Consider the following 14,761-nt stretch of genomic DNA (forward strand, 5'->3'; position numbering starts at 1 on the left):
ATGAAAGACATCAATCAAGCAATAACAGATAGGAAGCAAATTAAACAGCTAGAGAAACTGCAGGATAAGCATCTCATGGAAGAGTTACAGGTAGATAAAGATGAGCTAAAAGCTTTAAAGAAGAAACTGTCCAAGTTAGAACCGCGTTCTGAACGAGGTGTCGAAACATTGTTTAGGTTACTTTCTAAAAATCAATATACACTAAACTCTATGATCGATAGGAAATCAAATATCTTGATTTCTATTAATGCATTGATTCTTTCTATTGTATTGGGGACCGTTTTGGATCAATTAGATAGAGACCCTCATCTTATTTATCCAGCTATGCTAATCCTGTTTACTAATCTGGCTTCTATTACATATGCAGTAATAGCAACTAGACCAGAATTAAAACATGGTGCACGCGAATCTAACAACCTAATGTTTTATGGTAATTTCCACGATATGAAAGAAGAAACCTATGTTAAAGGATTAACAGACTTGATGAATCAAGGAGATGAATTATATAAAACTATTGCCAAAGATACCTTTCATCTCGGGAAAACAATTGACCGAAAATTTAAATTGCTACGTAAATCTTTTAATGTTTTCCTTATAGGGATTATACTATCAGTAATTGCATTTATGTTGTGCCATCTACTTTTTGGAGGGTATTTTAGATAAAAAATTATTCATACCTTTTCAGAGCTCTTTTTAATTTTCTATGAATTCTGGAACGTAATCGTTCCGGTTGTAATACTTCTATACTATCGCCAAAACCAAGAATCAATCGTTCCAGCTCAAAATTCATTTGAACTGTAATACTAAAAGTAGCACTTCGCTCATCTTGTGATACAGTCTCTTGCGACTTATGAAATGGTTTGGTAACAACATATGGTGCATTCTGACTATCTACTCTAAATAATATCAACTCTGGCTCTACATTTTCTGAAACCGTTACCCCTACTACATCTTTATAATACACATCACCATCAATATGCCGATCTATATACGTAATGCTTTCCTCAGAATTATGAATACTAACGATTCTATCCAATGCAAAAGTAGTCAGTAGCTTCCGTTTATGCCCTATAGCTAGTAAAAACCAACGGTTATTAAATTCTTTTAATAACTGAGGATGAATAGTAATCTCTGTTTCATCTCTTGCCTTAAATGATTTATACGCAATCCTTAACACCTGTTTATTTTGTATCGCATGATACAAAGTATCAATATGCACTAACCCCTTTAATTGTTCATTTTTTTCTAGATGAATAATAGGGATATTATCTTTCTGAGTTGCGTAAACAGAATCCTCTAATCGCTCTATAACACCATTCATTTCTTTAAACAGCGAAAAATCTTTAAACTGTCTTAATATCTGTATGGATTCATTCATGATCTTTATATCATGATCCGTCACTGGGATATTCATAATACTATAATCCTCTTCTGCATACCGATAATATTTACGCTGATATACTTCGATTGGTGCATTATATCCTAATTTATCACTACGCATCATCTGGATATCCAGCTGCACTGTTCTTTTACTAACATACACATCTTTTCCTTCGTATTCATATAATGCATCAGAACATGCTTCAATAAGATCGTCTAAAACCCACTCTTTAAATTTATTACGCAAGCATTGATCAATGGTTTTATATCGGATTAATGCATTTTTATTAGAAGCCATTTTAAAAATTTTGTAAAAAGTAATAAATAATTTTAACTACGCAAAAAGAATGCGTACCGACTCCAGACATTTGTACTATAAATAATAAACAAATAAAGATTTCGAATACGCCTTGCAAATTTTTGCATTGTGTATCATTTAATTAACAACTAAAAAATACTACAATGAAGTTTAATCAATTTTCTAAAAAGAAGCAGGAGATCAGAAATTATCTGTTAGCCGATGCATTTGCAGGCTTCGACGGAATAGGATTACATACTTCGGTTGTTAATACTACTCCAAGAAAAATGCCAAATACAATTGGTACTACAGAGCTGGAAAAAGCGCTGAATTTAATTAGTATGAACATTCGTGAAGTGCTAGTAATTGACAGCTATACTTCGCATATAGTTTAGGTTTTGTAAACTTTCAATACGTCGGTTTGGAAAACATCTATCCCCAACCCTTCCTTCAAAGGAAGGGGCTTTAAAGGGGTCTCCCTTTGAAGGGAGATATAGAGGGATGCTTCTTTTTCAATCGCCTATTGTCAGAATTCAAAATCCATATATCGAACGTATCCAGGTATACATTTCTATGAAGCTTATTAAAAAAAGGTTACAAAACTCGTTTTGTCCACCGATCTATATCAGTCTGAGCTAAACAATCAGTCTAATCGTAGCCGTAGACAAAACCAATCTCAAGTGTTTTTACACTGAGCCTGTCGAAGTGTTTTTACGCTGAGCCTGCCGAAGTGCAGCTCGCTACTACCCAAAAAAGGGAAAGTAAGGTATAGCGACTGTACGAGGATTCACTTTCCCGAACTAACCGATCATTTCCCATAGGTATTAGGTATGTGGGCACATACCAGCTGGGGTTGCAACCTATGGGCGTACCCCAACAATTGGAATATCAAACAACTAACAACATGAAAACTTTAAAATTTTTACTAGTAGCCGTCTTATTAGGTCTTAACCTAGTCTCTTGCGATCCTCCTTCTGTTAACGAAGAAGTTGGAGTTGAGACAACTAGCCTTCAACTAACCGAAGATGAAGATGAGGAAGTAGATCCCGGTAAATAGTTATTTTGTAATTACCTGGTATCTCAGGAAGGGTTTGTTTTAAATAAACCCTTCTTATATTTTCTTTTAATAATCAATATATTATTTACATTAGTTATCAAATTAATATTTATATGAAGATTTTAAGGTTGAAAACTTTATTGGTATATATTTTATGCATTTTCATCAATTGTAGTAAAGAGAAAGAAGTTTTTAAGGATGACATATCTACAACTGATCTAATCGATTTATATATTCAAAGTTCTAAAGATAAAACCATTAAAGAAAGAAAAAAACACCTAAAAAAGGCATATGATTTAGCAAATAAATTACCCGAAAATTCATTTAAAATCAACAAATTTAGTAATATTTATTTGGAGTATTACGATTTAAAAGATTATGAGATTTATAAGGAAATGAATAAAAAAGTATTGGATTTATCAATTTCCATAAACGATTCTTTAGGTATTGCTGAGGCTTATTCTAATTTAGGGATCTATTTTAGGAAGAAGCAAATATTAGATAGCACATATTACTATTTTTATAAAGCCAATAAAATGTACATTTCTTTTAATAAAGGAAGCAAATATAAACCTGTCCAATATGCTTATTTCCAAGGCAAAATTTTAATTGATTTAGCTAAATTATCCCGAAAAGTAAAGAATTATAGCGAAAGTGAAGATTTATCCATAAAAGCAATAAAAAAATTCGAATTATCTAGAAATTTGAAATATATACCCTTATGCTACAGCAATTTAGGTGTAATAGCTAAACAATCAAAACAATATGATGATGCTATTGTTTATCATCTTAAGGCAAAAGAATATGCAAAAAACACCGCTAACGATACTCTTTATAAAACGATTACATATAACAATATTGGTACAACCTATAAATCTCAAAAAAAATATAACAAGGCAATAGAATATTATAATAAAGCCTTATCATACAAAGACTTCTTAAGTAGTCGGCCCAAAAGGTATGCTCGATTATTAGATAATTTAGGGTATGTAAAATTTTTGAATGATAAAACTAGTGATAGTGCTTTATATTTATTCAACAAAGCTTATAAAATAAGAGATAGCATAAAAGACGTGGTTGGTCTTTCTACCAGTAACCTACATCTAGCGGAATATTACCAATCAAAAGATGACAATAATTTATCAAAAGAATTTGCTGAAAAGGCTAAAGAAGCTGCCACTACTAATAATGAAAATGTAGAACTCCTTCAAGCCTACGATTTATTAGCCCAAGTATCTCCTCCAGAAGAAGGTCGGCAATATGCCATGAAATATATCAAGCTAAGTGATAGTTTAAACAAAAGAGATAATCTTTTCAGAGATAAATTCGCAAGAATACGTTTCGAAAGTGAAAATCTAGAAAAAGAAAATGAGCAGAAAAATGAAAAAATAATAGAAGTCCAAAACCAAAACACTATTTACCTTCTTGGGATGCTGCTATTAGTTACATTTATTGGGTTTATCATTTTCTTTTCAAGACAGCGAACTAAATATCTGGCGCAACAAAATAAAATTGTAGAATTCCAGACAGCCTATGAAACAGAGACTCGGATTTCTAAACGATTACATGATGAAATTGGTAACGATATTTTTCAGGTAATGATGCAATATCAAAACGATCCACACGATCCACAGATTACCAAAAAACTCAATACTGCCTATACCAAAGCTAGAGATATCTCTAGAGAAAATAGTGAGTTCGAAGTGGATGAAACCTACTTAGAAGAGTTAACTGATATGTTAACCAATTACACCCAAAACAATATTAGACTCGTACTAAGAGGTATTGAGAAAATTAGTTGGGATACTGTAGATAAAAATCTAAAAATTACCATCTATAGAGTCTTACAAGAACTAATGACCAATATGCAAAAGCATAGCCAGGCAGATATAGTGGCGATTGTGTTCAAAAACGAAAAAAAGAAATTAATCATAAAGTATTCTGACAACGGTGTGGGCATCCAAAAAGAAGCTATAAAATCAAAAAATGGACTCCGCAATACGGAAAAGCGTATTCAAGCTATTAACGGAACTATTATCTTTGACTCAGAAAAAGACAAAGGCTTTAAAGCGGAGATTAAAATCCCGTGTTAAAAAGGATCAAATATGTTTACAAAAGTATTGGTAGCAGAAGACTATGAAATCGCCAATCAAGGTATTGTAAAAGTACTGAATGATGAAGTTGGAATTTATAACATTCACGAAGCTCAATATTGTGATGATGCCTATTTAAAATTTAGAAAAGCGCATCAGGATAAAGAACCATTTGAATTGCTAATTACCGATCTTTCTTTTAAAGAAGATCACAAAGTGCAAACCAGAACTTCTGGTATAGAACTCATTCAGGATATCCGAAACATACAACCTGATATCAACATAATCGTATATTCTCAAGAAAGTCGACCTGATAAGATTAATATGTTATTCCAAAAACTCAATATAAACGGTTTTGTATGCAAAGGCCAACATGCGATAAAAGATTTAGTAAACTGTATACAGGGAGTGTATAAAGGAGATACAGTACTGCCCACAGAAGTAACGAATGAAAATACGGATAACATCATCAACCTAGATGATTTCGACATTATGTTACTAGAAGAACTTGCAGACGGTTTTACAAAAAAAGAAATTGTACAGAAATTAAAAAAACAAAAAATCTCTCCTAATAGCGAAAGTACAATTGACAAAAGAGTAAGCAAACTTTTTGATGATTTTAAAGCCAAAAACACTACCCATTTAGTGGCGATCGTAAAGGATTTGGGGTTGTTATAAAGTATGCCTTCCCTAATTCAATAGAAAGTATCGTTTCCTCTCCAGGTGAGGGTGATTGCAATGAAAAACCCTCATCCTAACCTTCAAAGCTAGAAATTCTCCCCTTTGAAACCTGAGTCCGATGTAAGAAAATTTACGTCAGTCAGAGTGATTTTTGATAAAAAATTGTATCGAAGACAAGTGAATTTCCTAGCTAAAGCCTAATTTCGATAGTTCTGCTGAGCGGGTCGAAGTACAATTTTTCTCCTGTCACCTCGAGCGGAATCGAGAGGTTGTTTATTAGTTAGCTCGATAGGTCTCGACTCCGCTCGACCTGACAGTTTAATAATCAATAACTGATTTTATTAAAATATTAATCCACCTCGAATTTAAGAACTAACATCATCGAGATTTGTACCCTACAATAATTCAATAAACCTAACTTTTAAATAAAAATCTACTCCGATTACGGAAATCTGTAAGGACATCTGCTCTAGTAAATTTATGTTTGTACCATCAAAAAAAAGCAAGATTCTATTTAAGTATTCTAGTCAAAAAACAAACGGTATAAACAAAAAAAGTAATGGGAAAAACGAATACAGATCAAGCAATAATATCCGGTATCATAAAAGGGGATGAACGGATATTAAAAGTTTTTTATCGGGATAACATAAGATATATTCAGGGATATATTCTTAGAAATGATGGAACTATGCAGGATGTAGAAGATATTTTTCAGGATGCGTTAGTCGTACTATATCAAAAGCTAAAATCAGGTGCTTTAGAAATACACGTACCCGTAAAAACATATTTTTATGGAATTTGTAAAAATACTTGGAGAAGCCGATTGCGGAAAAAACAAAAAACTACTAGTGATGATGATCTCATAATAAATAAAGAAATAGTAGTAGATTATATTACCACCGAAATCGAAAACAAAGAACGTGAGCATCTATATCGAAAACATTTCCAGAAATTAAGTAATGACAATAAAAATTTAATGCTTCTATATTTTGAAGGAAAATCTGCTAAAGAAATTTCGAAAATAACTGGCTATACTGAGGGCTATACACGAAAAAAGAAATTTGATGTCAAAAAACAACTATTAACAATGATCGAAAAAGATCCGTTATATGATGAATTGAGAATCACCGCATAGAAAGACTTATTTAATTTAAAATCGTTTATTCTAATACTAAAAAACCAGGTTCCGCCTGGTTTTTTAGTATTCAAAAAGTATCCGCTAGCACAACTAACTGATCGTTCATCGATTTAGATGCTTTGCCGTTTTACAATTAAAAAAACAAAAAAAATATTATTATTTTTTACTACGCAAAAAGACTGCGTAGCATTGTAAAATATTTGCAGAGTAATTAACAATAAAACGTTCATACATATAACAAGACAGGTCAAGTAATAGTTACTTCTAATTCACCTTTAACTGAAACAACTTTTACAATTACCTGTTTATTGATGCAGTAGCTCAGCGGTTCAGAGCATATGGCTTAAAGTTTTTTAATTATCATAAAAGATTGGTCAAAACAAGCTTACTCCATTTCCACCCATAGGGTCGTGGGTTCGAATCCCACCTGCATCACAAAATGGTCAACAAATACTTACTCCTACAGGTTCGATTCCAGCCCTTTCGAAAGAAAGGTATTGGTTATAAAGTATTTGAATTACCATATATAATTGAGGTCAATTACTTCTTACTTCAAACTTAGGATAAAGATTAGAAGTAAAATTACCTGATTATTTAATTTTAAATAAAAATGACATGAAAAGAGATTTATTAAAAATCAGTTTACGACAACAAGCTGTATTCATTCCTGAAAACCTTATTTCAGAAGAATCACAAGAACTTAACCAGATTACTGCTGGATTGGTCGCTAATGTGGCTAAGCTAGGATTTAGCTTTTCTGAAGATTTACTAAAAGTACTAAACACACTTTCAACAGCATATAAATTAGAATTTTTGGATATGCTAAAAGAAGTTACAGGTGTTCATAAAAACTGGACTCCGTTAGTAAAAGGTTGGGATACTCCTACTAATGAAGATGTTTGGGATCATATCGCTACTTTTTTTGGAAATGTTTATAAAGATAAAAAAGGTGCAACCCTTTGTTGTGGTCACTTAATACCTAATAATACATTTCCGTTAGAACGCTACAACGGTTGTCCTTTTTGTGGAACTCCTTTCGAGTTTTCAAAACTAGAAAACTTTGGACAAGGTAGTAAACTTAAAGTATTAGAGCTCTGGACTGAAAAGGATCTGCATAAACTATTTACAGATCTTTTATCATCAAAAACAGCATTGGATGCTACTCAGGTAGAAAGTTTACAATGTTTACTAAATTCTTTCTCAATTCCTAAAAATGGAACTATAGGAATTAAGGAAACTGCAATGCTTGTTATCGATGCTTTAATACAAAACGGGAAAGAAAAGGAAGTTCAATCATTATTTAAAAACCCTAATGATATTCTTAGATATTTATGGTATAAACATACGGGTTTTTTACAAATCATAGAACCTAAAACTATCATCAAAAGGGCTAAGGATAATAATAGTCATATCTATCTTCCTTCTGATAAAAGTAGTAAAGCTAAACTGGAAGCGAAAGCTTTATTAAAACTGAAATATACAAGAGAAGAATGTAAAAGAGTTGCTAGTTGGATCAATGCTTTGGATATACCATCCGATAAATTTTGCGAAATGATGCACCCTAAAAGAGGTATTTGGGTGCGAATGATCCGAGCTTTGCGATTAGCAGAATATAGTAAAAAGAAAGGGTTCGAAAATCTACACCAAATTCTTGATGTTTTCTATAATGAAAATTATGAGGTTTGGCAGGGATATGTAAATCATTATAGATTAAAATATGATGCTGAAAAAACCTTCGAGTTATTAAAACAACGTCCTGGTTTATTTGCTAGATCGCTTTTTTCTAATATGCTTTGGTTTGGAGCTGATATTACATTAAAACATTTTCATGATATCGTAGATAAAGTACCAGCTCGTTTGATTTTTACATTAAACATGTATGCTAAAAATTATTTTGACAAAACGATAACAAGAGCTGTAAAACCTCTTGGAGGAACAAATAAAATGATTCCAGCAAACAAGTTCTTGGAATTTTATACAGATGCACAATTAAAAGATATGCAATCAAAAATTGAAGATATCTGTATCGAAATAATTAAAATGAAATTTGCTAATAGTGAAAATAAGAATCAAACTATTTTTATTGATGAAGCTTTGTATAAAATACCAATAGCAATAGGTGATAGAAGTGAAACGGTACAAGACCTTCCATCTGCATTGATGGGAACTCGTTTCCCATTAGAAGGAAACAAAGTACGCTTGTTTATGCAATGGGGCACTGGATTAAAAGCACAACACTTAGATATGGATCTAAGTTGTACTGTGTCTTACGAAGATACTTCGGATTTTTGTTCGTATTCTCAGTTAACAATTCCTGGTTGTAAACATAGTGGTGATATTATTCACATTCCGGAAAAAGTTGGTACTGCAGAGTATATAGAAATAGATGTAAATAAGCTTTCTAAGAGAAATGCAAAATATGTAACTTTTACATGTAACGCATATAGCAATGGAAGTATTTCACCTGATCTAGTTGTAGGCTGGATGGATAGTAAGTATTCTATGAGAATTTCTCAAAAAAGTGGTGTGGCCTATGATCCATCTTGTGTAATTCATCAGGTAAGAATCACACAAAGCCTTACAAAAGGTTTAGTGTTTGGAATTCTAGATGTAAAAGCTAGAGAAATTGTTTGGTTAGAGATGAATTATGGTGGTCAAATTGTTCAAAATTTGGATACCAAAGGTGTCGAAGCTTTGTTAACTAAGTTAGATAGTAAACTAAATATAGGGTATCTATTAGAACTTAAAGCAGAAGCCCAAAACCTAGAAATTGTTTCGGATGAAAAAGAAGCTGAAGAAATTTATACTCGAAAATGGGCGATAAACGTTGCGGCGGTAACTCAACTGTTCATAGATTAATTAAAAAAGAAAACCAGGCCTAAACCTGGTTTTCTGCGTTAAAACATATTCACCGACGACTGACTAGTCGATTATGAATTGAGACATAACCATCTTCTATTTTTATAACACTTTTATATAGTAAACCGTTTTCTCTAAAAAAACCCTACTAGTATAAAGTTAAAATTATTCCAAAGAACACTAAATAATTGGATACTAGAATTAAAGATCACTTTGAACCCAAGAAAAATTTCCCTATCATTATATTACTAAAATTAATCAACTATGAAAAAAGTATTACTCCTAATTCTATCGACCCTCTGCTTGATGTCTTGTAAAGATGATCAAAAAGAAAAAACTACTGATTCAAAAAACGAAACAGAATCTGTACAAAACACCAAAGACAAAGATTCTAAAACGAATAGTACAGGCTCAATCAATTCAAGTATTAAACTTACAAGTCTAGATTTAGCTTTAGAAGTAGAAAACTTTATCACCTGTAAAAAAACTGCTACAGAACGAAATGACTGCAGGAATAGCATTACCAAAACAATTACAAAAGCTTTTGATCTTACAGAGTTTAATGATTCCAAATTAGGATATGTAATATATGATAGTATTCACCCTATTGCAGAACGATCTAAGAATTGGTTGCAATTAGGAACCGTAAATCAAGAAACTATAAATCAAGCTTTAGCACATACTAATAGAGGTGGATTAGCATTGATTATCGATACAGCCGAGACCTATGGTCATGTAGTGATGATTGTTCCTGGTGAAAGCAAAAAATCAGGTTCTTGGGATATGAAATTACCCAATGTATTATCACTTACCAATTATAAACCAGAGAAATCATTTAGTAACAAATCACTTTCTTATGCAATGAAAAAAAGCGATGACTTAAAGATTTTTATCAGACAGTAAAACGTAATTCAAAAAAAACGTAATCCTCAAGTGATCATTTTCATTTGAGGATTTTTTTATATTATTTTATTACTACGTAAAATCTTTGCGTAATAATAATTTTTCTTTGTATTGTAATTAAAATAAAGATGAAAACAAGATTAAGAAAATTAGAAGAAGAACGAGATGTAAAAATAAACTACGCTTGTGAATCAGGAAGTAGAGCTTGGGGTTTTGCATCGCCTGATAGCGACTATGATGTCCGCTTCCTGTATACAAAACCATTGGAATGGTATCTTTCGGTATCTGAAAAACGAGACAATATAGATATTATGGATGGAGATTTTGATGCTGTAGGATGGGAATTACGCAAAAGTCTACAACTACTTAAAAAATCCAATGTTCCAGCTATTGAACATCTATTCTCGCCAATATTATATCTTGGAGAAGATACCGTTGTTTCGGAATTAAGAAGTATCGCTTCTGAATGCTTCTCTCCTATTTCTTGTATGTTTCATTATTTAAGTATGAGTAAAAAATATGAAGAGAAATTAATCGGAAAAACAATAAAATTAAAGAGTTTATTTTATGCATTACGAACTTGCCTAGCTGGCAAATGGATATTAGAGCATAAAACAATGCCTCCAGTAGTATTTAGTGAAATGTTATCTTTAGTATCAGATGATATAGCAAATGAGATCGAAAATTTAATGGAAATTAAATCTAGAAATGATGAAAGCTATATCCATACTAGAAATGAAAAAGTAATAGCGTATATATCTAAAACCATCGCAACCAATAATAGCTTTGCTAAATCATTGACATCAGGGAAACCTGATCATGAAAGAATCGATGCATTTTTATTTAAAAGCATCACCGAAAATTAATTTGTCAGCCTGAGCTTGTCGAAGACCAATTATACTTCGACAGGCTCAGTGTGACAAACCAATACTAATAAAATGAAAACCATAGCAGAACTGAAAGCTTCAGGAAATATCATATTCGAATGTATTAGCGGCAGTCGAGCATATGGTTTGGATACAGCTACCTCTGACACAGATATCAGAGGTGTATTTATCCTACCTAAAGAAAAATTCTATTCACTTGAGTATACAGGACAAATTAATAATGAAACAAATGATATCGTATATTATGAACTACGGAAGTTTATTGAATTGTTATACAAAAACAATCCTAATATATTAGAATTATTAAATATTCCAGAAGCGTGTGTTTTAAAGAAACATCCCATTTTTGATCAAATTAAAATGGAATACTTTCTCTCTAAGCTTTGCAAAAATACGTTTGCAAATTATGCATACACTCAAATCAAAAAAGCCAGAGGACTTAACAAAAAGATTGCAAATCCGGTAGATAAAGAACGAAAATCTGTAATCGATTTCTGCTATATTAGAACCAACAAACAATCTTTAACATGTAAAGAGTTTTTGACTAAAAGTGATTTGGAAATTGCTAACTGTGGATTGGTTAAAATCCCACATATGAAGGATTGTTATAATTTATTTTATGGTGAGGAAAAAGAATACCAGGGAATTGCAAGAGAAAACGCAAATGAAGTTTGCCTAAGTTCAGTTCCCAAAGAAGAACAACCAATTGCCATGCTATATTTTAATGTCGACGGATATTCATCTTACTGCAAAAAATATAAAGAATATTGGACTTGGGTGGAAAAACGAAATGAAGCACGTTATAATAATAATGTAGCTCACGGGAAGAACTATGATACCAAAAATATGATGCATACCTTTCGATTATTACACATGGCGGAGGAAATAGCAAAAGAAGGTACAGTACATGTTCGAAGATCAGATCGAGAGTATTTATTACGAATCAAAAATGGAGATTTTGAATATGATTATTTGGTAAACAAAGTTGAGCAGCTTAAGAAAAGTTTAGATATTTTATATAATGAATCTAATTTGATGGAAAGGCCTGATTTAGCAAAAGTAAATGATGTATTGGTGAATACTAGAAATAAATTTTATTCAAAAAAGAATAGATGAATTCGCAAGAGCGATATATACGATATCCCAGTGGAGTTTCAGAAGAAAAACTGGGGAAAAGATTAGGTATTCACTGGGATAATACTATGCAAGATTGGGAATTTGTGTTTTCAGATTTTGATAGAGTAGATTATTTTTTGAAATTTTACCAAAGAGAATTAGACGATGATGATGATAAGTTCACCTTAATGGGATTAATTATTTCTTCGTTCGATGATGGTATTTCCAATTTTAATTCGGAAACTGAAAAGAACTGGAACATATGTAAAATCATACTAGAAAAAGAATGTTTTCTTCACTATTCTATAATTAGATATTGGAGTTTATTGGATGAGGAAGATATTAATAATGTCTTTTCAATAACACCGTATATAAGGAAAGTTTGGGAAGAGGTAAAAACAAAATTTTTATAAACTTTTTAAATTTCATAAATTAATCTAAACCACGCAAAACTATTGCGCAATATCAATTCATCTTTGCTTTATCAATTAGAAACAACATGAAAAATAAAATAAACATCACAGGGAAAACATTGATTGATTTAGGGTTCAGGTCTGGGAAGTGGTTTCCAGAAGCGATTGAACATATCAATACACATCAATTGGCTGATGAAGCAATGCACGCATATTTAGAACAATATAAAATGCCTCCTATCCAGGAATTACATAAAGCACCAATAGATTTTAAAATCAATATCAAAGCAGAAAATGAACTAGAAGAAGACAATGTTACTTCAGTAATTACTTCTATGGAGCAGCTAATGAAAACACCAACAGTTGTCGATGGAGCTGTGATGCCAGATGCCTGTCCGTCTGGTCCTAAGGGAACGATTCCTGTAGGTGGTGTGGTCGTGGCTAAAAATGCCATTCACCCAGGATTGCATAGTGCAGATATCTGCTGTTCTGTGATGTTAACCGATTTTGGAAAAGCAGACCCTAAAAAAGTATTAGATGCAGCACACGCCAGTACACATTTTGGGCCTGGAGGAAGACCAAGAGGACAACAATATAATGTCCCAGATGAATTGTTATCAGCGTTTAAATCCAACTTCTTTCTTAGAGAAGCCAAAGATATTAGTATGGCAAAAGAATATCTGGGAACGCAGGGAGATGGTAATCACTTCTTATTTGTCGGTACTTCTGCAAAAACAGGAAATACTATGATGATCACACATCATGGATCCAGAGGTGTGGGTGCTAGGTTGTATAAAAAAGGAATGCATATTGCCGACAAATTCAGAAGAGATTTATCTCCGGATACTTTAAAGCAAAATGCATGGATTCCTTTTGATACAGAAGAAGGTCAAACGTACTGGTCGGCATTGCAAACCATCAGAAAATGGACAAAATTAAATCACGAAGTTATTCACGATGCAACCTTAAAAGCGTTGGAGATTGAGGCAGAAGATAGATACTGGAATGAGCATAATTTTGTCTTTAAAGAAGGAGATTTATTTTATCATGCCAAAGGTGCAACGCCATTGGACACGAAGTTTATGCCAGATATTACGGGGCCAAGATTGATTCCATTAAACATGGCAGAACCTGTATTGATCGTTGAAGGAGCAACTACTACAAACAATCTTGGATTTGCACCACACGGCGCTGGTAGAAATATGAGTAGAACACAACATAAAAGAAATAAAGAAGGACAAACCAGAGAAGAAATTTTTAAGATCGAAACCAAAGGTCTAGATGTTAGATTTTACTCTAAAGAAATCGATATTTCGGAATTACCGAGTGCATATAAAAATGCTGCAACCGTGAGAGAGCAAATGTCAGAGTTTGGATTAGGTAATGTGATTGATGAAGTGATGCCTTATGGATGTATTATGGCTGGAGATTTTCAGATCAATGCCCCTTGGAGAGTGAAGAGAAGAAATAAAAACAAGTAATCATATGTCAATCTGAACCTCTCGAAGGACTCAGCGTGACAACTAAAAATTATAAAATGCAAACTAAAAAAGGAACCCTGTATTAAGTTTTTAACTTAAAATTTAATACAGATGAAATCTTATGACAACAAGAAACTTTACAATTACAAAACAAGTCATAAAAGAAAAAAGAGAACCAAAAGTGCTAAAATTTGGTGGAAAAGTAATTCTTGGGAGTATCGTCGATATTTACGAGGGAAATATCGTAACCAATGTAAAACAATTCTTCGCAGGAAAATCGAAGGTGAAGACATTGAGTTTCCATTGTATAAAAAGACACTTTGGTGGGAAGCATAATAATCGTATTCTTTAAAGGGTGATTAATTAATCAAATTTATTTCAATGGCCTATCAAAAGTTTGTTGTAAAATTTGAAGTGAAAATACCGTGAAATTTTAGACTGTTTGAGCGTAGCGA

Annotated in this window: 14 protein-coding genes and 1 tRNA gene; 14 read left to right on the plus strand and 1 reads right to left on the minus strand. The window is 32.3% G+C overall.

The genetic code is table 11. The features are described from left to right. Nucleotides 1–663 (plus strand): Pycsar system effector family protein, encoded by a 663-nt coding sequence (locus Q0921_RS19870; protein ID WP_299260015.1) that lies wholly within the window; start codon nucleotides 1–3, stop codon nucleotides 661–663. A 4-nt stretch (nucleotides 664–667) separates the two neighbouring features. On the opposite strand, the gene Q0921_RS19875 is transcribed toward Q0921_RS19870, so the two are convergent. After that, nucleotides 668–1,678, minus strand: coding sequence for a WYL domain-containing protein (locus Q0921_RS19875; protein ID WP_299260017.1), 1,011 nt, complete (start codon nucleotides 1,676–1,678; stop codon nucleotides 668–670). A gap of 164 nt (nucleotides 1,679–1,842) precedes the next feature. Between Q0921_RS19875 and Q0921_RS19880 the strand changes: the two genes are divergently transcribed. From Q0921_RS19880 to Q0921_RS19940, 13 genes are all read left to right on the plus strand, one after another. Further along, nucleotides 1,843–2,073: a hypothetical protein gene (locus Q0921_RS19880; protein ID WP_299260019.1), complete on the plus strand. Its 231-nt coding sequence runs from the start codon at nucleotides 1,843–1,845 to the stop codon at nucleotides 2,071–2,073. A 509-nt stretch (nucleotides 2,074–2,582) separates the two neighbouring features. After that, nucleotides 2,583–2,735, plus strand: a complete 153-nt coding sequence (locus Q0921_RS19885; RefSeq protein ID WP_299260021.1) for a hypothetical protein — start codon at nucleotides 2,583–2,585, stop codon at nucleotides 2,733–2,735. A gap of 113 nt (nucleotides 2,736–2,848) precedes the next feature. After that, nucleotides 2,849–4,828 carry a tetratricopeptide repeat-containing sensor histidine kinase gene (locus Q0921_RS19890; RefSeq protein ID WP_299260023.1) on the plus strand — a complete coding sequence of 660 codons (1,980 nt, stop codon included), beginning with the start codon at nucleotides 2,849–2,851 and terminating at the stop codon, nucleotides 4,826–4,828. A gap of 12 nt (nucleotides 4,829–4,840) precedes the next feature. Then, nucleotides 4,841–5,506, plus strand: coding sequence for a response regulator (locus Q0921_RS19895; protein ID WP_299260025.1), 666 nt, complete (start codon nucleotides 4,841–4,843; stop codon nucleotides 5,504–5,506). Between the two features lie 562 nt (nucleotides 5,507–6,068). Further along, nucleotides 6,069–6,644 (plus strand): RNA polymerase sigma factor, encoded by a 576-nt coding sequence (locus Q0921_RS19900; protein ID WP_299260027.1) that lies wholly within the window; start codon nucleotides 6,069–6,071, stop codon nucleotides 6,642–6,644. Between the two features lie 313 nt (nucleotides 6,645–6,957). Beyond that, nucleotides 6,958–7,082: transfer RNA gene (locus Q0921_RS19905), tRNA-OTHER, on the plus strand. A gap of 180 nt (nucleotides 7,083–7,262) precedes the next feature. Continuing rightward, nucleotides 7,263–9,506, plus strand: a complete 2,244-nt coding sequence (locus Q0921_RS19910; RefSeq protein WP_299260029.1) for a hypothetical protein — start codon at nucleotides 7,263–7,265, stop codon at nucleotides 9,504–9,506. A gap of 264 nt (nucleotides 9,507–9,770) precedes the next feature. Continuing rightward, nucleotides 9,771–10,409, plus strand: coding sequence for a hypothetical protein (locus Q0921_RS19915; protein ID WP_299260031.1), 639 nt, complete (start codon nucleotides 9,771–9,773; stop codon nucleotides 10,407–10,409). Nucleotides 10,410–10,537: 128 nt separating this feature from the next. Then, the gene (locus Q0921_RS19920) at nucleotides 10,538–11,275 is read left to right on the plus strand and encodes a nucleotidyltransferase domain-containing protein (protein ID WP_299260033.1); all 738 of its coding nucleotides are present in this window, start codon (nucleotides 10,538–10,540) and stop codon (nucleotides 11,273–11,275) included. Nucleotides 11,276–11,347: 72 nt separating this feature from the next. Then, nucleotides 11,348–12,412 (plus strand): nucleotidyltransferase domain-containing protein, encoded by a 1,065-nt coding sequence (locus Q0921_RS19925; protein ID WP_299260034.1) that lies wholly within the window; start codon nucleotides 11,348–11,350, stop codon nucleotides 12,410–12,412. Beyond that, nucleotides 12,409–12,825 (plus strand): hypothetical protein, encoded by a 417-nt coding sequence (locus Q0921_RS19930; RefSeq protein ID WP_299260036.1) that lies wholly within the window; start codon nucleotides 12,409–12,411, stop codon nucleotides 12,823–12,825. Before Q0921_RS19925 ends, Q0921_RS19930 begins: the two co-directional genes overlap by 4 nt. Before the next feature lie 86 nt (nucleotides 12,826–12,911). Then, nucleotides 12,912–14,306, plus strand: coding sequence for an RtcB family protein (locus tag Q0921_RS19935; protein WP_299260038.1), 1,395 nt, complete (start codon nucleotides 12,912–12,914; stop codon nucleotides 14,304–14,306). Nucleotides 14,307–14,427: 121 nt separating this feature from the next. Further along, nucleotides 14,428–14,658 carry a hypothetical protein gene (locus Q0921_RS19940; RefSeq protein WP_299260040.1) on the plus strand — a complete coding sequence of 77 codons (231 nt, stop codon included), beginning with the start codon at nucleotides 14,428–14,430 and terminating at the stop codon, nucleotides 14,656–14,658. Nucleotides 14,659–14,761: the final 103 nt, after the last annotated feature.

The sequence above is a fragment of the uncultured Aquimarina sp. genome (genome assembly GCF_947496855.1).
In the GTDB taxonomy this organism is placed as follows: Bacteria; Bacteroidota; Bacteroidia; order Flavobacteriales; family Flavobacteriaceae; genus Aquimarina.